The organism is Bradyrhizobium sp. AZCC 1577 (assembly GCF_036924575.1).
Classification (GTDB): domain Bacteria; phylum Pseudomonadota; class Alphaproteobacteria; order Rhizobiales; family Xanthobacteraceae; genus Bradyrhizobium.
This window is the reverse complement of the sequence record NZ_JAZHRQ010000001.1, coordinates 5,420,913-5,444,429: the sequence shown is the minus strand read 5'-3', so window position 1 is coordinate 5,444,429 and position 23,517 is coordinate 5,420,913. Positions and strand designations below refer to the sequence as shown.

General features: G+C 62.3%; 20 protein-coding genes and 3 pseudogenes. 16 read left to right on the top strand and 7 right to left on the bottom strand.

The annotated features are described in order from the left end of the window. Positions 1–105 precede the first annotated feature (105 nt). Positions 106–2,031, bottom strand: a complete 1,926-nt coding sequence (locus V1278_RS26030) for an FAD-binding monooxygenase (protein WP_334382662.1) — start codon at positions 2,029–2,031, stop codon at positions 106–108. A 192-nt stretch (positions 2,032–2,223) separates the two neighbouring features. On the opposite strand from V1278_RS26030, the gene V1278_RS26025 reads away from it, so the two are divergent. The 3 genes and pseudogenes from V1278_RS26025 to V1278_RS26015 form a co-directional block, all read left to right on the top strand. Further along, positions 2,224–2,685, top strand: a complete 462-nt coding sequence (locus V1278_RS26025) for a MarR family winged helix-turn-helix transcriptional regulator (protein WP_334382661.1) — start codon at positions 2,224–2,226, stop codon at positions 2,683–2,685. A 225-nt stretch (positions 2,686–2,910) separates the two neighbouring features. Continuing rightward, positions 2,911–3,033 (top strand): annotated as a pseudogene (locus tag V1278_RS26020) (glyoxalase superfamily protein); the annotation flags it as partial. Positions 3,034–3,126: 93 nt separating this feature from the next. Next, positions 3,127–3,240: pseudogene (locus tag V1278_RS26015) on the top strand (ClpX C4-type zinc finger protein); the annotation flags it as partial. Positions 3,241–3,729: 489 nt separating this feature from the next. On the opposite strand, the gene V1278_RS26010 reads toward V1278_RS26015, so the two are convergent. Continuing rightward, a complete protein-coding gene (locus tag V1278_RS26010; protein WP_334382660.1) occupies positions 3,730–4,161 on the bottom strand; it encodes a MerR family transcriptional regulator in 432 nt (143 codons plus the stop codon). A gap of 103 nt (positions 4,162–4,264) precedes the next feature. On the opposite strand from V1278_RS26010, the gene V1278_RS26005 reads away from it, so the two are divergent. The 3 genes from V1278_RS26005 to V1278_RS25995 all read left to right on the top strand — a co-directional run bounded on the left by V1278_RS26005 (position 4,265) and on the right by V1278_RS25995 (position 6,592). Then, positions 4,265–4,981, top strand: a complete 717-nt coding sequence (locus V1278_RS26005; RefSeq protein WP_334382659.1) for a hypothetical protein — start codon at positions 4,265–4,267, stop codon at positions 4,979–4,981. Between the two features lie 60 nt (positions 4,982–5,041). Beyond that, positions 5,042–5,359, top strand: coding sequence for a YnfA family protein (locus V1278_RS26000; RefSeq protein ID WP_334382658.1), 318 nt, complete (start codon positions 5,042–5,044; stop codon positions 5,357–5,359). Positions 5,360–5,641: 282 nt separating this feature from the next. Further along, positions 5,642–6,592 (top strand): IS110 family transposase, encoded by a 951-nt coding sequence (locus V1278_RS25995; RefSeq protein WP_334362844.1) that lies wholly within the window; start codon positions 5,642–5,644, stop codon positions 6,590–6,592. 383 nt (positions 6,593–6,975) lie between these two features. On the opposite strand, the gene V1278_RS25990 is transcribed toward V1278_RS25995, so the two are convergent. From V1278_RS25990 to V1278_RS25980, 3 genes are all read right to left on the bottom strand, one after another. Continuing rightward, complete coding sequence (locus V1278_RS25990) at positions 6,976–7,326, bottom strand: hypothetical protein (protein WP_334382657.1); 351 nt, start codon at positions 7,324–7,326, stop codon at positions 6,976–6,978. 129 nt (positions 7,327–7,455) lie between these two features. Then, on the bottom strand, positions 7,456–8,040 hold the full coding sequence (locus V1278_RS25985) for a peroxidase-related enzyme (RefSeq protein ID WP_334382656.1): 585 nt from the start codon (positions 8,038–8,040) through the stop codon (positions 7,456–7,458). 111 nt (positions 8,041–8,151) lie between these two features. Beyond that, positions 8,152–9,915, bottom strand: coding sequence for an ATP-binding protein (locus tag V1278_RS25980; RefSeq protein ID WP_334382655.1), 1,764 nt, complete (start codon positions 9,913–9,915; stop codon positions 8,152–8,154). A 770-nt stretch (positions 9,916–10,685) separates the two neighbouring features. Between V1278_RS25980 and V1278_RS25975 the strand changes: the two are divergent. Both V1278_RS25975 and V1278_RS25970 read left to right on the top strand, forming a co-directional pair. Further along, positions 10,686–12,276: pseudogene (locus tag V1278_RS25975) on the top strand (EAL domain-containing protein); the annotation flags it as partial. A 113-nt stretch (positions 12,277–12,389) separates the two neighbouring features. Then, on the top strand, positions 12,390–13,649 hold the full coding sequence (locus tag V1278_RS25970) for an MFS transporter (RefSeq protein WP_334382654.1): 1,260 nt from the start codon (positions 12,390–12,392) through the stop codon (positions 13,647–13,649). Positions 13,650–13,677: 28 nt separating this feature from the next. Here the strand turns inward: V1278_RS25970 and V1278_RS25965 are convergent, their stop codons facing one another. Beyond that, a complete protein-coding gene (locus V1278_RS25965) occupies positions 13,678–14,655 on the bottom strand; it encodes a tripartite tricarboxylate transporter substrate binding protein (RefSeq protein ID WP_334382653.1) in 978 nt (325 codons plus the stop codon). 91 nt (positions 14,656–14,746) lie between these two features. Between V1278_RS25965 and V1278_RS25960 the strand changes: the two genes are divergently transcribed. The 8 genes from V1278_RS25960 to V1278_RS25925 all read left to right on the top strand — a co-directional run bounded on the left by V1278_RS25960 (position 14,747) and on the right by V1278_RS25925 (position 22,092). Next, the gene (locus V1278_RS25960; RefSeq protein WP_334382652.1) at positions 14,747–15,472 is read left to right on the top strand and encodes a TetR/AcrR family transcriptional regulator; all 726 of its coding nucleotides are present in this window, start codon (positions 14,747–14,749) and stop codon (positions 15,470–15,472) included. Positions 15,473–15,506: 34 nt separating this feature from the next. Next, positions 15,507–16,376 carry an amidohydrolase family protein gene (locus V1278_RS25955; protein WP_334368265.1) on the top strand — a complete coding sequence of 290 codons (870 nt, stop codon included), beginning with the start codon at positions 15,507–15,509 and terminating at the stop codon, positions 16,374–16,376. Positions 16,377–16,389: 13 nt separating this feature from the next. After that, positions 16,390–17,394, top strand: a complete 1,005-nt coding sequence (locus V1278_RS25950) for a Bug family tripartite tricarboxylate transporter substrate binding protein (protein ID WP_334382651.1) — start codon at positions 16,390–16,392, stop codon at positions 17,392–17,394. A 55-nt stretch (positions 17,395–17,449) separates the two neighbouring features. Further along, positions 17,450–18,175: a PIG-L deacetylase family protein gene (locus tag V1278_RS25945; protein ID WP_334382650.1), complete on the top strand. Its 726-nt coding sequence runs from the start codon at positions 17,450–17,452 to the stop codon at positions 18,173–18,175. Continuing rightward, a complete protein-coding gene (locus V1278_RS25940; protein ID WP_334382649.1) occupies positions 18,172–18,864 on the top strand; it encodes a 4-carboxy-4-hydroxy-2-oxoadipate aldolase/oxaloacetate decarboxylase in 693 nt (230 codons plus the stop codon). The genes V1278_RS25945 and V1278_RS25940 overlap by 4 nt, the downstream gene beginning before the upstream one ends. A gap of 7 nt (positions 18,865–18,871) precedes the next feature. After that, positions 18,872–19,717 (top strand): ABC transporter substrate-binding protein, encoded by an 846-nt coding sequence (locus tag V1278_RS25935; protein ID WP_334384259.1) that lies wholly within the window; start codon positions 18,872–18,874, stop codon positions 19,715–19,717. Positions 19,718–19,853: 136 nt separating this feature from the next. Next, the gene (locus V1278_RS25930; protein ID WP_334368269.1) at positions 19,854–20,804 is read left to right on the top strand and encodes a catechol 2,3-dioxygenase; all 951 of its coding nucleotides are present in this window, start codon (positions 19,854–19,856) and stop codon (positions 20,802–20,804) included. Positions 20,805–21,039: 235 nt separating this feature from the next. Next, entirely contained in the window at positions 21,040–22,092 is a 1,053-nt protein-coding gene (locus tag V1278_RS25925; RefSeq protein WP_334382648.1) for a DUF3616 domain-containing protein, read from the top strand. A gap of 144 nt (positions 22,093–22,236) precedes the next feature. Here V1278_RS25925 and V1278_RS25920 read toward each other — a convergent pair whose 3' ends face one another. Then, complete coding sequence (locus V1278_RS25920; RefSeq protein WP_334382647.1) at positions 22,237–23,463, bottom strand: peptidase S8/S53 subtilisin kexin sedolisin; 1,227 nt, start codon at positions 23,461–23,463, stop codon at positions 22,237–22,239. Positions 23,464–23,517 lie beyond the last annotated feature (54 nt).

Genomic DNA, 23,517 nt, shown 5'->3' with positions numbered 1-23,517 from the left:
GTATATCGGAGCGGGGCGCTGAGTTCAATGGAGGGCGGCGAGGGGATCGCCGACCGATTCATGGGCAGGGGCGGCCGGTTTTGGTTCCGTTACCCCATCTACGGTTCAACCGGCCCTTAGCATGAACGCATCGAAATACGCCGCAAGCGCCGCTTGGCCATCGAGCGGGAGTACATGCGCGACGTACTGGTCCGGCCGCACCACGACCATGCAGCCATTATCCCGGTCGATATCACGCATCGTGAAGATGTCGTGGCCGGCCTTGAGATCGGGGCAGAACATTTTTTCATAGTCGACGAGCCCGTAGCGTCCTTTGCGCGGCAGAAGGAGCGGAGGCATCGCCACGATGGCGAGCTCGGTGTGCGCCTGCTGGAATATGGCGCGGACGTCGATCACGGAATCGATATCGGCGCCCGCGGGCGTGTATCTCCTGACCGGAGATTTGGGGCTCTCGCTCAGGAAATCGCACAGCGAGCGGAGAGGGGCGTTGGTGGCGGCGGGATCACCGGCGCCGGCAAAGATGAAAATCCGGAAGCGGCCGTCTGCCTTGGCGACGTGACCGAGGTGAACCGGCTTGGCGTCCGAGAGGCGAACGACCGGCGCGGAGTGAAAGCGGGTGCCGATCACAAAACCCTTGGCGAGATGCTGATGGTTTGGTTCGGCGGTGATGATGGACGGACGGTAGTGGGTCGCCGTTCCAGCGGTATAGCGGCCGTGCCGGACGAAATAGTCCTGGGTTTTCGCCGGATCCGCGCCCTTGTTGTCGCCCTTGGCGGACGCGAGGATCGTGGCCCATTCGCGGTCGAAGTCGATCAGCTCCTTCGCGACCGCCTGTCGCTCCGCCGAATAGCTGTGCAAGAGATGCGGCGCGCTGCGCTGGCGCAGAACGGAGGCGAGCTTCCATCCGAGATTGAAGGCGTCCTGCATCGAGACGTTCATGCCCTGGCCGGCTTTCGGGCTATGGGTGTGGCAGGCATCGCCGGCGATGAACACGCGGGGCAGGCGCGAGCCGACCTCGTCTTCCGGCACGTCATCGAATTTGTCGGTCAGGCGCTGGCCGATTTCGTAGACCGACCACCACGCGATCTCTTTCACGTCGAGCGTATGGGGATTGAGAATCCGCCGCGCCTTCGCGATCAGATCGTCCGGCGTGATGTTGCGGCTGGCGACCCGCTCGCCGGCGTCGAGATTGGCGAGTTCGACATAGAGCCGGACGAGATAGCCGCCTTCGCGCGGGATCACGATGATGCTGCCGTCACGGGCTGATTGGATGAGCACCTTAAAGCGGATGTCGGGAAAGTCGGTGACGGCAAGGACGTCCATCACGCCCCAGGCATGATTGGCGGAATCGCCGCGCAACTCGCGCCCGATCGATTTTCGCACCATGCTGCGCGCGCCGTCGCAGCCGACGAGATAACGGGCTTTGATGGTTTCGACCTCGCCCTCGTGCCCGGCATCGAGCCGTTCGAGGCGCACGGTCACCGCGTGGTCTTCAAATTGCGCCGACGGCGCGATCTGAAGGTCGAGCAGCCGCCGCGAATAATACGGTTCGAGCTTCGCGGGCGATTTGCGCATGACATCGAGATAGCAATCATGCACGCGCGCCTGGTTCAGGATGAGGTGCGGCATCTCCGACAGCCCGTCCTCGACGTCCTGAACCCGGCCGCTGCGGACGATGTTTTCGGGCTTGCGATCGTCCGGCTTCCAGAACGTCGTTTCGGTGATCCAGCACGCTTCCTTCAGCACGCGCTCGCCGAAACCAAAGGCGTGGAACATCTCCATGGTGCGGCAGGCAACGCCGTCGGCCTGGCCGCGCAAGAGGCGACTCGGCTTCTGCTCGACGATGCAGGTCTTGATGTCGGCAAACGCTGAAAGCTGCGCCGCCAGCGTCAAACCCGCCGGTCCGCAGCCGACGATCAGGACATCCACTTCCGCCGGAACCGGTCCAGATGTGCCGGACGGCAAAATCCGCTCGACGGGGTCGGCGATTTCGGGGTCGCCCGGCTCGAATCCATTCAGGTGAAACTGCATGAGACCTGCTCCTCCCGTCCCTGGCCGACCGGAGTTGATTTTTACCGATCGAATTGCCCTTCATCTATGGCGTCGCTCACTTGACTGCCGCCAGATGCCCGACCAAAGCGCGTCGCGATATTGCTCAGCATGCTGATTATCAGTATGCTTGTCAATTCCAGACCTGCCTTGCAACCCGCCTTGGAGAGTTCGGTGAAAGATAACAATGAGATGCCCGGACATCTGGCGCGCCGCTTCCAGCAGATCGCGGTCGCTGTGTTCCTCGCTGAGGTCGATGAGGCGGGCTTCGACCTTACGCCAGTTCAGTACGCTGCGTTGGCAGCCATCAGGATGAACCCGGGGATCGATCAGGTGACGTTGGCTGGCCTCATCGCCTATGACCGAACCACCATCACCGGCGTGGTCGACCGCCTGGTGCAGAAGGGCTTGCTGGTGCGTCACGCGAGCCCCCGCGATCGCCGCGCCCGCGAATTGCAAATTACGGAAGCGGGAAAGCGCACGTTGCGCGCCATCACCCCGGCCGTGGAGGCAGCCCAGCACACCATGCTGCGCGGCCTCACAGAAAAGGAGGGCGCGGAGTTGATGCGGCTGTTGCGCAAGGCGATTGCCGCCGGCAACGAACTGAGTCGCGCGCCGTTGAGGGAGCCGGAATAAAGGTGAGGAGAGATGGTGCGGGCCGACGAAGAGTCATTGGATATTGCGTTCATCGTCCGGGTTGACAATGACCGCGGCCGCGCCAACTATAATGACCGGTTGATACACCTGCCGCCTGCGCCCCTCTGGGATGGTGAACGTATCTGATATCTCGGCCCTCGCTATTGGCGAACGGGTCGGCAAGGCAGGCACCGATCTCCTCCGTTCGCCGATACGGGTGCTCTCATGCGCGATTTCCGCGATGCGAAGGCCATGGCGCGTTCCCTGCGCGATGCCTTAAGTGCTAAGTCTGTGCAAACCACGCATAGCGAGTCCTTGGAGCTGATCGCGAAAGCGTTCGGCTACGACAATTGGAATATCCTGTCGGCCAAGATCGATGCAGCCCGACCACAATCTGGCTCGGCGAACGGCTCGCAGAATCCGGCTTCACAAGACAAACCCCTCTATTGCTCGTTCTGCGGCAAGAGCCAGCACGAGGTGGAAAAGCTGGTCGCCGGGCCCTTCGTGTTCATCTGCGACGAATGCATCGACCTCTGTTCTGACATCGTTGACGAGAGCCTGCTTCGGTTGATCGAAGGGGACGAGGAGGGCGCCCGCGCCATGTCCACCGACAGGCTGCAGCACTACGTCGTACACGCCGGCAATGGAGTGCAGCGCAATCGGCTCGCTTTGCAGCGTATCGAGCGCGTGCTCGCGCATCGCGCGAACGCGTCGGGAGATAGTGATGACGTGTCGCTGTCGCCCAGCTTCGCCCAGTTGAAGAACAAGACACCGGACGAACTGCGGTCTATGCAGGAATATTCGCAAGCTCAACTGAAGCGGTACGAGCAGGCGCTGCGAACAGCGATGGTCATCGTGAACGAACGGACCCGGCAAATGCCCTCGTAGCGAGCGTAGCCTGGACGGAGCAAAGCGACATCCGTGGTTGGTTCATCCGGCATATCGCTTCGTTCATCCGGGCTGCTCGCTTGCTGACACTTGAGGTTGAGTTCGTTTCTGCGTTGCGCTCTACGAACACGCGCTGGTCTTCGAGCGCCGGCCTCCTCAAGTGTTGCGCGTTTGCGTGCGCCCCTTCGACAAATCATCGAGGATCACGCAGTCGGGTCCCGCGCCGCCTGCGCAGGATGCATCGCAGTTGGCCACGAAAGCCGCGATGCTGCGCTCCAATGCCTTCAGTTCCGTAAGCTTCGCACGCACGGCGACCAGATGCTCCTGTGCAAGGTCGCGCGCATGGACGCAGGAGCTGGCAGGATCTTGCACCAGTGCCACAAGAGCGCGCACCTGATCGATGGAGAACCCAAACTCGCGACAGCGCCGGATGAACGTCAGCCTCTTCACATCGGTATCGCTGTAGACGCGCTGATTGCCGGCCTGGCGGCCCACCGAACCAAGCAGCCCGATTTCCTCGTAATACCGGATCGTCGGCGCATTCGTGCCGGTCTGCTTGACGAGAGCGCCGATCTTGAGACTGCTCATCTATCTGATTTTCAGTCGCTTCTTTCTGCTTGAACCTCAAGTTACTTGAGGATGTAGGGTCCCGGCAAGCTCTGATCTGACCACCCGCACAAGGAGATTGCCGATGACGATGGCTGAAGCCCGGCCCATAGCCTGCACGCTTGCGTCCGGCGAGTTTGAAGACCGGCTTGCCTGGATTGCCGCCTTGAACAAGGACGCGCTCCAAAAATACGAGCGTCGCGATCTTGTACTGGAATTGAGCTATGCGCTCGATGCGCGCGAGCGCGTGCATGAGATGGTCCGCAATGAGCGGGCCTGCTGCGCATTCCTTGCCTTTGAGCTTTGCGAGACGGGAAGCGAAATCCGCCTCACGGTCACAGCGCCCGAAATGGACCGCGAGGCCGCAGACACTTTGTTTAAGCAGTTTGTGGCAAGCGCGCCCGCGCCATCGTCATGCGCGTGCGCCACTTCGGCATCCAGCGTGAAGGATGCCAAGGAGCCGCCGGGTTCGAAAGCCGCAGGCGTTACCGCGGTGACGCTTTCGACTGGCGCAGTTGCTTGTGGCGTATGTTGCGTCTTGCCGTTTGCGCTCCCGGCAACGGTTCTCGCCAGTGCCGGACCTTTGCTGGCGTGGTTTGTCGGCATGCATGTGTGGCTCACCGTCCTTGCCATCCTCTCGGTCGTCGGCGCATGGGGCTGGATCGCGTGGCAGACGCGGCGCGCGGCTCGCAAGCCCGCCACATCAACGCTGGTCATGATGGGGACCGCGACAGCGTTATTGGCAGTCGCAGTGCTATGGCCACTACTCGAAATGCCGCTCATTCGAATGCTGCGGGTCTGACTCCGCGACGATCTGATCCCCTGCCTTGAGCGGCAGCGGATGCCGTGAGAAGTTCGGCCTATGAAGAGTACTATCGTTTATGTTGGTGCCGCAGTCGCGGAAATCGCTGGCTGCTTTGCCTTCTGGGGCTGGTTGCGCCTCGGCAAGCCCATCTGGTGGCTGCTTCCAGGCGTATTCTCCCTCATTGTATTTGCCTATCTGTTGACGCTCGTCCAAACGGAGGCGGCGGGACGCGCCTACGCCGCCTATGGCGGTATCTATATTGCCGCGTCCCTTGCCTGGCTCTGGACGGTCGAGAGCGTGCGTCCGAACGGCAATCGCGCCCACGGTGCGAACGATTTGCAAAAGCTCGGGCGCATCGTGTCGCGAGAACGCTAACACACATTCGCTGTCATCGCCCGGCTCGACCGGGCGACCCAGTATCCCAGAGACAGCGATGATTGAACCGATAAGCCGCGGCGTACTGGATTGCATGATGGCGTCGCCATCCTGTTGGATGGGGCGCCGGCGGCCCCTCGAGTACTGGTCAGGTCCTGCAAGACCGTGGGAATCTTAGGACCGCCGGCGTTACGGTCTGACACGCGCACGGTAGAGAGGGCCTGAGCCCGCATTGCAATCCGGCGTGCCGACCAGATGCATATTCTGTCGGAGAACAGCCACATGGACAAGATGGTGATCGGGGTGGACGTTGCCAAGGAGTGGATCGACATTGCGATCGCGGGTGACAGTCGGGTCAAGCGGATCGCGAACAGTGAGCGAGCGATTGACGCTTGGTTTATGCAGATCGGGGCCGGCTCGATCGGCCTGGTCGCGTTCGAGCCGACGGGCGGCTATGAGCGGCTTCTGCGACGGTGTCTCCGCCGCGCGAAGGTCGCCTTCAAGCAGGTGCACCCGAACGAAGTCGTCGCCTATCGCAGGCGGCGTGGCATCAAGGCCAAGACGGACCGCATCGACGCCAAATTGTTGGCCGACTTTGCCGCCGAGGAGCTCGCTCGCCGCGACATCGAGTCGGTTCCAGAGGCCGATGAGGTCTTACGTGAACTCGCATCGCGGCGCCGGCAGTTACAGGCTCTGCTGCATGCCGAGACCTGCCGCTGCGACGTGGCAGACAGCGCCATTGTGCGCAAGAGCCTGCGGGCGGTCATTGCCGCCCTTGAGCGTTCACTCGCTACGGTCGACAAGGCCATCGCCGAACGCATCGCAAGCTCCGCGCATGCCGAGACCAGCCGGCGGCTGCAAACCTTCTGCGGTGTCGGCCCCGCCATCGCGGAAACATTGATCGCGGACCTGCCGGAACTCGGACATCTGTCAGGCAAGAAAATCGCGGCCCTTTGCGGCCTTGCCCCGCACACGCGCGACAGCGGCAAGCAGCACGGGCATGCGTCCATTGGTCATGGCCGCTCCAGCGTGCGCAAAGTGCTCTTCAACGGCGCCCGCAGCGCGATCCAGCACAATCCGGTCATGAAGGCCTTCTACCGACATCTGGTCGATGACAATCATCGCCTGGGCAAGGTCGCGCTCACCGCCGTCATGCGCAAAATGCTGGTGACGCTCAACGCCATGATCCGTGACCGATCAGATTGGAGACACGCAGCCAGGCCTGCGGCATGAGCCTTCGATCATGGCAAGCCAACGCGGCAGCGAGCGCAGCCGGTCAAGGCCGGCATCGCCGCCGCGCAGCGGTCGCCTTGACCGGCGAGCACGATGCCGCACTCTCGCCCATGATCGACCTCTTGACGAACATCACGGTAGATCCCCGCCTTCGCGGTGGATGACGATGGTGTTTTGCGTCACTATCTCCGCGTCATTGCGAGCACAGCGAAGCAATCCATCTATCCCCGAGCCGAAATGTGGATTGCTTCGCTGCGCTCGCAATGACGTGGGTAGGCCGCGGCGTACTGGATACCCCGCCGGGGCCTGTCATCGGGCTCGCCAAGGGCGAGACCCGGTGGCGGGGTATGACGGTTTGGTTGCTTGAACATCGAAACAGGAGCTTACCCCTGCGGCGCCACCGAAATCCTTGCGCAGTCGCGGCGGCCCATCAGGACGCAATCCTGGGTCTTGCGGAGATCGGCGATGCTCACCGCAAGCCAGATGCCGATCGCGGTCAGGGCCACGGTGAAGGCGAGTGCTGCGATGTTGGCGAGCATGCGGTGACGGAAGTCGTCGCCCTCGTCGCGCGACCGTTCGTAGCGGGACAGATCGTTCGCGGTTTGCGGCCCCTTGACTTGACTGGCGGCCTGGCCAGGCTCTTCCCGCCCGCCAGGCGGGTGGGCCGAGGTACGCGGCCGGAACTTGAGCACGACGTGCTCATCGTCCGTGATGATGGGCCGCTGGGTTTTCACTGCGTTCGTCCGACGACAAATCCCGCTGCCCTTTTAGCACGGCGGCAGCGCGTCCAACATGAAATCTTGCCAACCGCAGGACAGCCATCCATCTCCGCAACGTCTGATGGAACCGTAACGACGCGGGGCTCATTCCTGTTTCGGCAACCGCCCCATCATATAGAACTCGTCGTTGGGGCGCATCGCGGTGACGTTGGCCAGCCGGTTCGACAGCGCGAAGAAGGCCGAAATGGCCGCGATGTCCCAGATGTCGTCCTCGGAAAAGCCGTGGCCGGCGACCTCGGCAAAATCGGCCTCGGAGACTTCATTGGCCGCCCGGCTTACCTTCATGGCGAAGTCGAGCATGGCGCGCTGCCGCGGCGTGATGTCGGCCTTCCGATAGTTGACCGCGATCTGGTCGGCGATCACGGGGTTTTTCGCCCGGACGCGCAGGATCGCGCCGTGGGCAATCACGCAATAATGGCACTGGTTGGCGGCCGACGTCGCCACCACGATCATCTCGCGCTCGGCCTTGGTCAGCCCGCTGTCCTTCTCCATCAACGCGTCGTGATAAGCAAAGAAGGCGCGAAACTCGTCGGGCCGGTAGGCCAGCGTGAGGAACACGTTCGGCACGAAGCCGGACTTCTCCTGCACCGCGAGAATTCGCGTGCGGATATCCTCCGGCAGTTTGTCGATGGCGGGCGGCTGAAATCGTTTGGCGGCGGGCTTGGACATGAAAGGGTTCCGGCTGATGGCCGCGGGATGCGGCGTTGCCGGAACCATATAGCGTTTTCTGGAGAAGTGGACATCGCCCCGCGCGGAGCAATCGCGCGAAACTGTTATGCCTCAGCGCAGCGGCTTTTTCAGCAGCGAGAAGCGGTCGGGATCGAGCCCCATCGAGGGCTGCAGCATCGGCGCTTCGACCGGCGTCATGACGCGGGCGGCAGGGCGATCGCTGATCGAGGGATCGTTCGGCACGTCGCGGTGCGAGGTGGCGCCGCGCCAGCGATCCAGCACGGCCGAGACGAAGTGCATGTCGTGGCCGGCGGAAACCGACGGCACGGTGGCGATCGTGGCTTCGCTGCGCGGCAATTGATGGACCGGAACCTCCTTGAAGCGCAGCCGCGTCGGCAGTGCCACGCCTTCGCCGAAGGCCAGGACTTCGCGGGTGCCGAGCGAGGGCACGAACGACAACAGGTTGGCGGCGGCGTCCGAGACCGCCGAGCGCAAGAGCGCCTGGTCGCGGTCGTTGGCAAGGCGCATCGCAAACAGCGTGTTGCACTGGGAAATGATGGTGGCGTCGAGTTCGGCCGGGCGCTGGGTGACGAGGCCGAGATAGACGCCGTATTTGCGCCCCTCCTTGGCGATGCGCGACACCGCCTTGCGTGTCGGCCCGAAGCCGATGTTGCGGTCGGCCGAGGCGTAGCGATGCGCCTCTTCGCAGACGAACAGCAGCGGCGAGACGCCGTCGCTCCACAGGCCGAAATCGAACGCCATGCGGCACAGCACCGACACCACGGAATCCACGACTTCGGCGGGGAAGCCGGCGAGCTGCATGATGGTCATCGGCCGGCCGTTGGCAGGCAGCCGGAACAGATGGCTGATGACTTCCGCCATGGTGTCGCCGCCGACATTGGCGTTGTCGAACATGAAGGCGTAGCGCGGATCGTTGCGCACGGTCTCGATGCGCGAAATCAGCTTGTGATAGATGATGCGCGAGGAGCGGTTCTCCAGCTTGCCCATCCGCTCGTCGATCAGCGAGATCAGGTCGACAAGGCGATACGGCACCGGCGTATCGACGGTGTAGCCGACCGACTTGGAATCCATGCGCTTGAGCCCGAGCCGGTCGGAGTTCTGATACTGGGTATAGATGCCCTTCGCCATCGGAATGACTTCGGCGAGGACGTCGAGCTCTTCCGGCACGCCCGGGCGGCCGCCGAACAGCACGTCGACGATCTCTTCGAAATTGAACAGCCAGAACGGCAGTTTCAAATTGCGCGGGTTCATTACGACCGCGCGGTCGCCGAAGCAGCGGCCATATTCGTTGTGCACGTCGAGCAGGAAAACCCTCAGGTTCGGCCGCGCCTTCAGAATCTCATTGAGCAGCAGCGACACGCTGGTCGATTTACCGACGCCGGTGGAGCCGAGGACCGCGAAGTGCTTGGAGAGCATCTCCTCGACGTCGACATAGGCGATCACCGAGCGGTCCTGCTGCAGGGTGCCGACATTGATCTGGTCCGACCCGCTCGGCGCATAGACGGTGCGAAGGTCCTGGGCGGTGACGAGGTCGACGGCGTCGCCGATCGTCGGATAATTGGTGACGCCGCGTTGGAATTTCGGGCGGTCGCCGCCGAAAATTTCGCCGAGCAGGTCGACCGATGCGGTCGCGATGTATTCATCAGAACTTGGCTGATTCTCGCACGACACCTCGGTAATCATGGCGATGATGGTGGTGGATGTCGCACAGCGAATACTGATGAAGCGGCCGACGGTGGCGCGCACTTCGGAAAGGGGCATCTGGCCTGTCGCCAGAAGTCCGACCCGGGCGAGGGAGCCGCGCACGGAAATCACACGTCCGAAGGATGTCACGGTGTTGAACCTGGATCTCATGAATTGGGGTCTGGCGTGCATTATGGGCGGCCCCGACTAGCGAAACGGTTAAACCGGCGTGGTTCCGTATCAGCTAAATCAGCGGCATCTCGGTCAGGATCCGTATTTGCAGCGGAGTCCGATCTCATGCTTCGATTGCGAGTTAGGCTTGGAAAATCAAGGTTTTCTCGCATTTGCTGGGTCGCGCGAGCTCTGCTGCGAATTAATCTCTCGTTTACCATTTCGAAGGAGAGGACCAGCCAAGGGTCACCTATCGATAACCTGCTAGTGGCGATGGTGATTGGAGCCAGCCGGTGTATCGACGTAACCGATTGCTAACCGCAAGTTGTAACGCGCCTTCCATTTGTCCTTCGTACCAATATCGCTGGGCGGGAAAACTGGATTCCGGCTTGCGTCTGCATGACCGATCGCCAACCGCCCGCGGATTGGCGATTTCGCGCGGAGAAGCATCTCGGGTGAGCATCGAAAGCGACCAGAAATTGCCTGGGGGTCCCGCCGATAAGGCCGGGCTATTTACGCTGTTTGCTGTCTGCGCCGTCGTCCTGCTCGCGGCGGCCGTACTCGCGCAATTTGCTATCTCGACATGGAGCCTTCGCGAACGCGTCCTGCTGGCGCTCGTCGCCGCTCTGGCCGCAGTCGCCGGACACTTGCTGCGGCGCGACCGATTGACTGATCGGCGGCTGGCGGCCGAGCGGCGGCAGCTCTCGATCGCCGTGAACAACATCCCGCAAGGTCTTGTTCTGTATGATGCATCCGCGCGGATCATCATTTGCAACCAGCCCTATCTCGACATGTTCGGATTGTCGCCCGACGTGGCGAAGGCCGGCTGCACCATGCAGCGGCTGATCGCCCACCGGAAGGAAACCGGATCCTTCGATGGCGACGTCGATGCATTCTGCAACGCGATCATTCAGAAGGTGTCGCTCGGCAAGGCCACGCGCCAACTTACGGAAGCGCCGGGCGGCCGGGCGATCGAGATCATCAACCGGCCGCTGAAGGGGGGCGGGTGGGTGGCCACGATCGAAGACATCACCGAGCGCAAGCGCGCGGAAGAGAAGATCGCGCATCTGGCGCACTACGACGGTCTGACAGACCTGCCGAACCGGATCCTGCTCCGCGAGCGGCTGGAACATTCGCTCACAGCGATCCGGCCGGGCGAGCAATTGGCGGTGCTCTATATCGACATCGACGAATTCAAGAGCGTCAACGACGCGCTCGGCCATCCGATCGGCGATGAATTGCTCAAAGGCGTCGCCGATCGCCTGCGCGGTTGCTTGAGGGAAACCGACGTGGCGGCCCGGCTCGGCGGCGATGAGTTTGCCGTCATTCAAATGCCCATCAAGGATCGCTCGGAAACCACTCGGCTCGTTGATGCAATCCATTCGGCGATCAGGCAGCCCTTTGAATGTATGGGGCACCTGATCACCACCGATGCCAGCATCGGAATAGCGTTTGCTCCCAGCGACGGGGTGGACCTCGACCAGTTGTTGAGGAATGCGGACCTTGCGCTCTACGGCGCCAAGGGCGACGGACGGCGAACCTACCGCTTCTTCGAGACCGGCATGGATCAGCGCGCCAAAACGCGGCGAAGCCTGGAGCTCGAGCTGCGCCAGGCGATCAGCGACGGCAGCCTCGAGACCTATTACCAGCCGGTGGTCAAATATCGAGGACGGCAAGATCTCATCCTGCGAGGCGCTGTTGCGGTGGCGGCACCCCGAACGCGGTATGATCTCGCCGGCGGAATTCATCCCGATCGCGGAAGACAGCGGCCTGATTAATCAGCTCGGCCTGTGGGTGCTCAATGCCGCCTGCGCCGAGGCCGCTACCTGGCCCGACCATGTCCGCGTCGCGGTCAACGTCTCGCCGGTGCAGTTCAGGAGCCAATCGCTGGCGCTGAACGTGGCCGCGGCGTTGGCCGCCTGCGGCCTTCCCGCGAGCAGGCTGGAGCTCGAAATCACCGAGGCCGTCCTCATTCGCGACGACGAGGCGGCGCTCGACATGCTGCATCAGTTGCGCAAGCTGGGTGTCCGAATCGCGCTGGACGACTTCGGCACCGGCTACTCCTCGCTCAGCTACCTCCAGCGTTTCCCGTTCGACAAGATCAAGATCGATCGTTCGTTCATCAGGGACATCGCAGGCCCCGGCGCATCCTCGTCCATCGTCCAGGCGGTGGTGAATATCGCAGCCGCCAGCGACATGACGACAACGGCGGAGGGTGTCGAAACCGAACAGCAGAGGAACTTGCTGTACATCCTCGGCTGCACCGAGATGCAGGGCTATCTGTTCAGCCCCGCGATATCGGCCGCCGAGGTGAGGCGGCTGTTGCTCTCGCACCGCGCCAGGGCCATGTCGGCTGCCTAAGACGTCGTCTGCTTGAAACGCGGCTGCTTGAAACGAGGGGCCCGGCTTGCTATCCAGTTCTTCATAACAAGAAACAGGGCAGGGTGGATCGCGATGAATCGCGACAACGCATCTTGAGCGAGCCTGCGCGATCTTCCGCGCTCGCACCATTCCGCGTCAGGAACTATCGCTTTCAATGGCCGGCTGATCTGCTCACCTCGTGGGCGTTCGAGATGGAGACGCTCATTCTCGGCTGGTACGTGCTGGTCGAGACCGGATCGGTTCTGCTGCTTACCCTGTTCGCCTCGCTCGGCTATGTCGGTACGCTGGTAGCGCCGATGTTCGGCGTCGTCGGCGACCGCATCGGTCACCGCGATCTGCTGGCGATGATGCGCGCGACCTACGCGATGCTGGCCGCCGTGCTGATGACGCTGGCGCTGTCCGGCCATCTCGCGCCGATATTTGTTTTTGCCATCGCGGCCGTGATGGGCATCGTTCGTCCGTCGGATCTCGGCGTTCGCGGCGCTTTGGTTGCGACCATCATGCCGCATGGCCAGTTGATTGGGGCAATCAGCATCTCGCGCACCACGATGGATACCGCGCGCATTGCCGGCGCGCTGAGCGGCGCCGGCTTGTTTGCCTCGCTCGGCATGGGTCCGGCCTACGTGGCGATCGTCTGCCTTTACATTACCGCGACCGCGCTGACGCTGTGCATCGTGGCGCCGGCAAAGCCGCAACTCGCGGGCGAGGCGGCCAGCGAGGCGTTGCAGCGCTCGCCGCTGCGCGATCTCAAGGAAGGGGTCGCCTATGTCTGGACCACGCCGCGGATGCAGGCTGCGCTCTGGGTGGCATTTCTGGCCAACCTCACGGCCTATCCGCTCTCCAACGGCCTGCTGCCCTATATCGCCAAGGCGATCTACGGCACCAACCAGACCGGGCTTGGCTATCTGTCGGCGAGTTTTGCGATCGGCTCGCTGGCCGGTTCGATCGTATTGAGCCTGATCCGCGATATCCGGGTGGCGCGGCTGATGATCGGCGCGACCGTCGTCTGGTACGTGACCTTGCTGGTATTTGCGCAGATGCAGACCGTGCCGACCGCGATCGTGTGCCTGGTGGTGGCGGGCTTTTCGCAAAGCCTCGCCATGATCTCGATCGCCGTCATCCTGATGCGGACCGCGAGCGAGAATTTCCGCGGCCGGGTGATGGGCGTGCGCATGATGGTGATCTACGGCCTGCCGATCGGTCTGTTGGCCGCCGGCAGCCTGATCGACGAGATCGGATTTGCGGCGACCGGCACCGTCTACGCGGCGGCCGGTCTCGCGCTGATGCTGGCGATCGTGCTGCACTGGCGCGCCGATCTCTGGCACGTGCATGCGCCGGCGAATGCGCGATGATCTGACCGCGCAAGCCGGCTCGGCGATCTCACTGCACCTTGATATTCGCCTCCTTCAGCACCGGCTCCCACTTCGCGGCTTCGGCGCGCATGAAGGCATCGAAATCCTTGGGCGAATTGCCGACCGGCGTGGCGCCCATCTTTTCCAGCGCGGTCAGAACCACCGGATCCTTCAGGACGGCGGCAAGGTCGGCGTGGATCTTGGCGACCAGGTCAGGCGCCATGCCGGCCGGGCCGAGAAAACCCCACCAAACCGAGGCGTCATAGCCGGGCAGGCCGGCTTCCGCGACCGTTGGAACATCGGGCAATGCCTTCGAGCGCTGGGCTGTCGTCACGGCAAGGGCGCGCACGGCATTGCCTTCGAGCTGGCCGACCACCTCGGGCAGCGGGTTGACGCTCATGGGAATCTCGCCCGCGATCACGGCCGTGAGGGCAGGGGCACCGCCTTTGTAGGGGATCGCCTGGATCTTGACTTTGGCCATGTAGTTGAGGAGCTCACCGGCCAGATGCGCCGAGGTGCCGTTGCCGGACATGCCGTACGACAACGACTCAGGCTTTGCGCGCGCTGTCGACAGCAACTCCTGCAAATTCTTCACTGAGCTGGTTTTGGAAACCACGATTGCCAGCGGCGAATAGGCGATCTCGCTGATGGCGGTGAAGTCCTTGAAGGTGTCGTAGGGCAATTTTGGATAGAAGAACTGGTTCAACGGATGGCCGCTGGCGACCAGGATCAGCGTGTAGCCGTCCGGCGCCGATTGCGTGAGTGCTTGCGAAGCGATGATTCCACCGGCGCCCGGACGATTTTCGATGACGGGCTGCTGCCCCCAGGTCTTCGACAGCGATTGCCCGAGCGTGCGCGCCAGGACGTCGACGGCGCCGCCGGCGGCATAGGGCACCAGGATACGCACGGGCCGGGTCGGGAACGGCTCCGAGTAGGCGTGTGTGGCCGCCAGCGAAAGCGTGGCGGCTGCGAATACGGTGCGCAGGATCTTGCTGAAAACGGGCATGCGGGGCGCCTTCCTCTGGAATAGGATTTTTGTTGACTAGACCTTATCATTTGTACAAACGTACAAAACTCGAGAACGGAAAGCAAATGCCATGACGCGAAACCCCAACATGCGGGAAGCCATCCTGAGCGCGGCCGAGCTGTTGTTCTCGACGCGCGGTTTCAATGCCGTGTCGATCCGCGACATTGCGCTGGAGGCGGGCGCCAATCCCGGCAGCATCACCTATCACTTCAAGAGCAAGGACGGGCTGCTGCTCGAAATCTACAAGCGGCATTGCGGCCCGATGAACAAGCGCCGCATAGAACTGCTGGTGGCTGCAAGGCGCGTGCGCGACATTCAGGACCGGCTGGAAGCGATCGTGCGCGCCTACGTGCAGCCGGCCTTTTCGTCGAGCAGCGACCTTGCCGGCGGCGGGGCGCGATTCACGCGGCTGCGCGCGGTGATGTCGGCCGAAGGCAACGCGGTGGTGGGGCGCATCATCGCGGAAATCTTCGACGACACCACCAATGCATTCATTGACGCCATCGCGGAAAGCCTGCCGCATCTGCCGCGCACGACGATCGTCTGGCGGTCGCAGTTCCTGCTCGGCGCGCTGTATTACACCCTCGTCAATCCGGAGCGGGTGACGCGGCTCTCCCGCGGCGAAGCCGATGGCGCCGACATGGCGGAAGCGATCGAGCAGATCGTCTCGGCGACGGTTGCCTCGCTGCAGGCATCCGACGTCGATCAAATCGACGGCGCGTCACGCCGGATCAAGCCAACACAACCGCACGCAGTGGGTGCCGTTCGAAAGCGGAAAGAAAATCCATCCGACTAGGTACCTGCCCGAACCGAGCACTGCAGAAGGCACCATGAACCAGCCCACAATTCCCGGACCCGATCCCGACACGCGAACGCCGAAGTTCAAGCTTCCGCCGCTGGCGTGTGACGCGCATACCCACATCTTCGGCCCCGGCGACAAATATCCTTACGCGCCCGGACGGCCCTATACGCCGCCGGACGCGCCGCTCGAGGATTTCCGGGCGTTGCACAGCAAGCTCGGAATCGGCCGCGCGGTCATCGTCAATGCCAGCGTGCACGGCACCGACAATCGCGTGGCGCTCGATGCCATTGCCGTCAGCAACGGGACCTTTCGCGCCGTCGCCAATATCGACGATACCATCACCGAGCGGGGCTTGCGCGAGCTACACGAGGGAGGCTTCCGCGGCTGCCGCTTCAACTTCGTCCGTCATCTCGGCGGGGTGCCCGACATGGCGGCGTTCCATCGTATCGTCGCGATGGTCGCGCCGCTCGGCTGGCACATCGACCTGCATTTCGACGCGATCGATTTGCCTGAATATGCCGAGATGCTGGCAAAATTGCCGGTGCGCTACACCATCGATCACATGGGGCGCGTCAAGGTATCCGACGGTCTCGACCAGCTTCCGTTCCGGACGTTGATCGACCTGATGAAGCGTGACGAGAAATGCTGGGTGAAGGTGTGCGGTTGCGAGCGGGTTTCCTCCGGCGGGCCACCATTCCACGATGCGGTGCCGTTCGCGCGCCGCATCGTCGAGACGGCGCCGGAGCGCGTGATCTGGGGAACCGACTGGCCGCATCCCAATGTGAAGGTGATGCCCAACGATGGCGATCTGGTCGATCTCATTCCGCTGTTTGCACCGGAACCGGAACTGCAGCAGAAGATTCTGGTCGACAATCCGGCGCGGCTGTTCGAGTTTTGAAGGAGCGCGTGCGATGGCGAACAAACGAAAGCAGCATGGCTTGAGCCGGCGCCGCGCGTTGTTCGCCGGCATGGCGGCGCTGGCGGCAGCGCTGTTGCCGCAGCAATTCGCCCGCGCGCAAAGTTATCCGAACCGACCGGTGCGGCTGATCCTGCCGTTCGGCGCGGGCGGCGTCGCCGACGTCACGGCGCGGCTTGTTACCGAAAAACTCGGCGAAAAGCTCGGCCAGCGCTTCGTCATCGAGAACATGCCGGGCGCCGGGGGTATCAACGCAGCGCGCGCTGTGCTGTCCGCGCCCGCGGACGGCCATACGCTGGCGCTGTTCAGCAACGGTACCGCGATTTCCGTATCGCTGTTCAAAAACCTGACGTTCAATCCGGTGACCGATTTCGTGCCGGTTTCGAGCATGGGCTATTTCGACTTCATCTTCGTCTCCCAGGCTGGCTCGCCGTATCCGACGCTGGCTGACTTCATCAAGGCAGCGAAGCAAAGGCCCGGCACGCTCAATGTCGGCACCATCAATGTCGGATCGACCCAGAACCTCGCCGCGCAATTGTTCAAATCGACCGCCGGCGTCGATGTTACGATCGTGCCGTTCCGTAGTTCGCCCGAAGTGCTGATCGCGCTGTTGCGTGGCGATATCCAGATGGCGATCGAAAATTACAGCGCGGTGCGATCGCATATTGCCGACAAGGCGGCGATTGCCGTGTCGTCTTCGGGGCCCGTGCGCACCACGTTTCTGCCTGATGTGCCAACGGTGAAGGAAGCCGGCGGCGGGGATTTCGAGGCGCGGTCCTGGAACGCGATCTTTGCGCCGAAGGGCACACCGCCGGAGGTGATCAGGACGCTCAATGCCGCGCTGCGCGAAGTGCTCGAGATGCCCGACTTGAAGAAGCGCGCGCTCGATCTCGGCATCGAGGCCAAGGCCAGCTCGCCCGAGGAAATCCTCGATCGGCTGAAGGTCGATGTCGACAAATGGGCTGACGTGATCGAGCGGGCAGGAATTGCCAAACAGTAGTCATGCTGCCGGCGCGGCCGGCAACGTGCAACAATCGAAGGAGGAAATCCCGATCATGAGCAATGCTGGCAAAACGGGCCTTGTGGTTACCGCGCATCCCGGTGATTTCGTCTGGCGCGCGGGCGGCGCGATCGCGCTGCACGCCAAGAAGGGCTACCGCATCAAGATCGCCTGCCTCTCGTTCGGCGAGCGCGGCGAAAGCCAGTTCGCCTGGAAAGAGCCCGGCGCGACGATGGAGAAGGTGAAGGCCGGAAGGCGCGACGAGGCGCAGCGCGCGGCGGAGATGCTGGGCGCGGAAATCGAGTTCTTCGACGCGGGAGATTATCCGCTGCGGCTCACGGAGGCGCATTTCGACCGTATGGTCGATATCTACCGCGAGCTCAATCCGTCCTTCGTGCTGACCCATGCGCTGGAAGATCCCTATAATTTCGATCATCCGAACGCGGCGCACTTCGCGCAGGAAACCCGCGTGGTCGCGCAGGCGATGGGTCACAAGCCCGGCGCCAAATACACCTATTCGGCGCCGCCGGTGTTCCTGTTCGAGCCGCATCAGCCGGAGATGTGCAATTTCAGGCCGCAGGTGATCCTCAACATCGACGAGGTCTGGGATGTCAAGCGCAAGACGTTCGAAATTCTCGCGGCCCAGAAGCACCTGTGGGCCTATTACGAGCGGGTCGCGCTGCAGCGGGGCGTGCAGGGTGGCCGCAACACCGGCAAGCCAATGACCTATGGCGAGGCCTATCAGCGGCTGTTCCCGATGGCGATGGAGGAACTGGCATGAAGACGGTCGTCGTCCGCAATATCAAGCGCACAGAGCCCGAGCTCGTGAAGCGGCTCGGCGCACTCGGCGTCGCCACCGCGCATGAGGCCTATGGCCGTTTCGGGCTGATGAAGCCCTATCTGCGCCCGGTGTGGAGCGGGGCCGAGACGGCAGGCACCGCCGTGACCGTGCTGGCGCAACCCGGCGACAACTGGATGATCCACGTCGCGGTGGAGCAGTGCCGGCCCGGCGATATTCTGGTGGTCGGCTGCACGACCGACAATACCGACGGCATGTTCGGCGATCTGCTGGCGACCTCATTGATGGCGCGCGGCGTAAGAGGCCTCGTCATCGATGCCGGCGTTCGCGACGCCAAATCGCTTCGCGAAATGGGCTTTCCAGTATGGTCGAAGGCGATCTCGGCCAAGGGGACAGTGAAGGCGACGCTCGGTGCGGTCAATGTGCCGGTGGTGTGTGCCGGCATCAATGTGAAGCCGGGCGATGTGGTCGTTGCGGATGACGATGGCGTCGTGGTGATCGGACGCAAGGACGCCGCCGATGTCGTCGTCAAGGGCGAGAAGCGCGTCGCCGACGAAGACGACAAGCGCAAGCAACTCGCCGCGGGCGTGCTCGGGCTTGATATGTACAAGATGCGCGAGCCGCTGGCGAAGGCCGGTCTCATCTATGTCGACGAGTTGGAGGAGGACTGAAGTGGCGATGCGCCTGCGCACCTTGCTCGGCGACCATCCCGGCACGACCGCGCTGAAGAACGGATCGATCAGGTCGGACCTGGTCGAGTTCGATTTCGCGCCGTATTCGCCGACCAACAAAGGCTTCAAGCCGATGGTCCGTGAGGGGGCGTTCGACGTCTCGGAGATGGCGATCGTCACGTATTTGATGGCAAAATCGTTCGGCAAGCCGATGGTGCTGCTGCCCGATGTCGTATTGGCCCGCTTTCAGCATGGGCATGCGCTTTACAATGCGAAGGCGGGAACGCTTACGCCGCGCGATCTCAGCGGCAAGCGGGTCGGCATCCGCTCCTTCACGACGACCACCGGCGCATGGCTGCGCGGCATCCTTGCCAACGACTATGGTGTCGATCTCGATTCGATCGAGTGGGTGACGTTCGAGGAGGCCCATGTCGCCGAATTCGTCGATACGACCAGGCGGGCGCCTGCGGGCAAGCAGATTGTCCAGATGCTGATCGACGGCGAACTCGATGCAGTGCTCGGGGAGAAATCGGATCATCCGGATTTGAAGCCGCTGTTTGCCGATGCCGCTGCTGAAGAGAAGGCTTGGTTTGGGGAGCACGGTGCGGTGCCGATCAACCATATGGTGGTGGTGAGCCGGAGATTGTCGGAGGAACATCCGGATGCTGTGCGGGAGGTGCATCGGCTGCTCGCCGAGTCCGCGACCGCTTCGCCAGCAGCGCCGCGCTTCAGCCGGGACGAGATGCAGCGTTCGCTGCAACTGATTATCGATTACTCCGCGCAGCAAAAACTCATTCCGGGTGCGCTTGCGGTGGAGGAGTTGTTCGACGATGTAACGCGGGCGCTCTGGTAGCCACCCGCACAGCTGTCATCATCCGCGAAAGCGGATGATCCAGTACGCCGCGTCGCTTCGGATTTGTTCGCGACAGCACGGCGTACTGGATACCCCGCCTTCGCGGGGTATGACGAACTCGATCAGGAGAACCGACATGACCCCCGAGCCGATCTTCGATCTCGCCCATCTCGGCCACATGGAATTGCTGACGCCGAAGCCGGACGAGAGCCTGAAATTCTTCGTCGACGTCATGGGCATGACCGTCAGCGGCCAGAAGGGCGATTCGGTCTACCTGCGCGGCTGGGACGATTACGAGCGCTATTCGCTGAAGCTGACGGCCTCGAAAACATCAGGCATGGAGCACATGGCGTTGCGCGCGCGCAGCCCACAGGCGCTGGAGCGTCGCGTCGCCGCGCTGAGAGGCTCCGGCTTCGACATTGGCTGGATCGATGGCGATATGGGACAGGGGCCGACATTCCGCTGTCGCGACCCCGACGGCCATATCGTCGAGCTCTATTACGAAACCGAATGGTATCAGGCGCCGCCCGAACTCAAGCCGGCGTTAAAGAACCAGGCGCAACGCTTTCCTGCGCGCGGCGTCAATGTCCGCCGGCTCGATCACCTCAATTGCCTGGCCGTCGACATCAAGGCGAACCGGCTCTTCTTCGAAAACTATCTGGGCTTGCGCACCACCGAACAGATCGTGCTGAACGACGGCACGGAAGCCGCGATGTGGATGACGATGTCGAACAAGAGCTACGACTTCGCCTATACCCGCGACCACTACGGCAAGGCCGGCCGCTTCCACCACGTCACTTACGCGCTCGACAGCCGCGAGGAGATTCTTCGCGCTGCCGATATCTTTCTCGAAAACGGCGTCCACATCGAGACCGGTCCGCACAAGCACGCGATCCAGCAGACCTTCTTTCTCTACGTCTACGAGCCCGGCGGCAACCGCGTCGAAGTCGCCAATGCTGGGGCCCGGCTCATTCTCGCGCCCGACTGGAAGCCGATCGTCTGGACCGAAGAGGAGCGCAAGAAGGGGCAGGCCTGGGGGCTGAAGACGATCGAGTCGTTTCACACCCACGGCACGCCGCCGGTGTAAGGGGCGATTGGGCAGGAAAATTTGGCTGAGCCTCGCCGATAGGTGCGCCGAAGCAGCAACGCCTACGGCAATTTGTCTCTCAAACGGCACGCCCATCTTCTCGGTCGCGCGATGTATCGAACCGTCACTGGCTGACGCGCCTCAAAGTGCAGTTGCCGGTTGCATCTTTGGGTTTGACACGTTTGCGATGCAGGTGCATTGTGATCGCTTTACAAGTTATATTGGGAGATGACGCATGATCCAGTCCACTCCTATATTGCGCTTGCTGATCATCGTCGCCCTGTCCATGCTCACGAATTCCTTGGCGACAGCACAAGCTGCGGACCAGATCACGACATATGCAGGCGCCTGCGACGGCTCGGCTGCGGTGGCGCTCGATCAGAACTTTTTTGCCGTAGCGGATGATGACAGCAATGTCCTCAATGTCTACCGCATAGGACAGGCCGCCGCCGTTCAGGAACTCAACCTGGATGCGTTCCTGGAAGCCCCGAAGAAAAAGAAACCCGGAGCGGATGGCAATCCGGTTTTCAAGGAAGCCGACATCGAGGGGGCGGCGCGTATTGGTGATCGCATCTACTGGATCGCTTCGCACGGCCGCGATTCCGGCGGCGAGTCCGAACCAGGCCGGTCGCGCTTGTTCGCGGCACGCATCGTGTCGCATGCGGAAGGTCCTCGCCTGGAGCCGATCGGATCCGGCGCCCACAAGAACTTGCGCGAGGACATGTTCAAGGATCCGACCCTGAAGGCTGCGAAACTTTCCAAGAAACTTGCCGAGGCCTATGCACCCGGCAAGGAGGAGGGACCGCCTCCCGAATCGAACACAGGCTTCAACATCGAGGGCCTCGCTGCCACGCCCGACGGCCGCCTCCTGATTGGATTTCGCAATCCGCGTCCCGACAGGAAGGCCTTGGTGATCCCACTCAATAATCCGGCCGACGTGGTGAAGGACGCCGGCAAGACGCCCGTTTTCGGCAATCCTTGGCGGCTCGACAAACTCGAAGGACGCGGCGTCCGCAGCATCGACTGGATCAACAATACCTACGTCATCGTCGCGGGGCCGCACGGCGACGCCGAGGATTCGGATATCAAGGCGCCATTCGCCCTGTTCACCTGGAGCGGTAGGGAAGGCGACACCGAACCGGTCGCGATGAAGGTCAAAATCCCGGCCGATTTCGCACCTGAGGCGGTATTCGCGATTCCCGGCAGTTCAAGCATGATGCTGCTGTCGGACGACGGAACCAAAAGTGCAAGGCCGCAGGCAAGCCTCAGAAATCCTTCCGGGCATTGACCTTGCCGGTGTCGAAGTGAGGATGCCGGAAAGAATCTTGAAGCATCCGACCGATCGGCCGCATTGGTCCACGACGGGATTCTGAAAGACGTGCGACCTCCACGGGATGAGCACGCTGACCCAGACACACACACGTCTAAAAGGTCAGGGTCCAGTTACCTCCTCACAGTATTCCGTGAAGACCTTGACGTTTTGCATGTATCTCTCGGCGTTCGCGCCAGAGCCGTTGTAGGCCTTGATGGCTTTCCAGAGATTCCCGCCGTGGGCGGTCAGTTTGCTGTCGAGTTCCTGAACGACGCGGCTTAGGCAATTGTCGAAGCTGTACCATTCCTTGTTGGCGAAAAAACCCTCGGCGGTTTTCACATGCTGCAGATCGTATTGAAAGAGGCCGTAACCCTTGTAGACCCACGGCTTGTTGCCCCACCCCTGCAGGCGACGGGTCTTGTTCGCTTCTTCAATCAGCATGTCGGTGAACGCCTGGCCGTATTTGTCGCGGAACGCTCTGGTATTGACCGGGAATGCGCTGCGCGAGGTGCCGGGGTTGTCGCCGCTCGCGTCGAAGACGGCGCGTTCCACAATGGTTTGGGTCGAGTGGTGGCCGATCCACGGAATCCATTTGTATGCGGTTTCCTGGCACGCGATCGCGCAGAGGTGTTTCGGCTTGTAGGCCTTGCCGACGGTTGCGTTCTTGATCTTGTCGCCGAAATTGTCCATCAGCCACCTGGCGCAAATCAGCGCTGACGCCTTCGAGATCGGCAGCAACAGGGCGGTCGCCGCCGACATGACGGCGGTAGAGCGCGTCCGCGGCGCGGCAAGCCGTCTGGTTGGCTCTCCATCTACGACGATCGAGGCGTCCTTGATCCGGGATGAGACCTCGTGCGCGAAGGCCGTGGGTGCATATTCCCTCAGGCTCTCGAGCAGGGCGATTACGCGGCGGCGCGAATCCCAAAAGTCAATGAGGTCCCCGGGGCCGAGTGCGTTCGTCGGATTCAGGCAGCCGATGCTCGACAGGTAAAGATTCGGCGGATGCGCAGGATGAATCAGAATCCCGGTTCTTCTGCCCGTTCCCAACAGCAGGAGGGCCGGCATCGGGGGATCGCCTGCCACTTCCTGGCTCGTCGAGTAGCCGATAGATCTGTAGTGACCGAATTGAGTCCACAGCGGATAGGTTTTTGCCTCGATCCGTTTGCCGTTTCCCGCTGTCCTGTTGTCGCCGGGTCCCGATCTTTCGCAAATGAATCCTGCCAAAGACGGCACCGCAGTGCCGTCAATATAGACTTGATAACTGCCATAGGTTCGCTGCCGCGAGCCGCTCTTGTGCATTCCGAGGCGCTTGAGGTGAAGCTCCCATCCCCTTCCCAAGATCTGCATTCAACGCTCCCACTGAAATCCAAAACCTTCTGAAATTCATGTCTTCCGAAATCC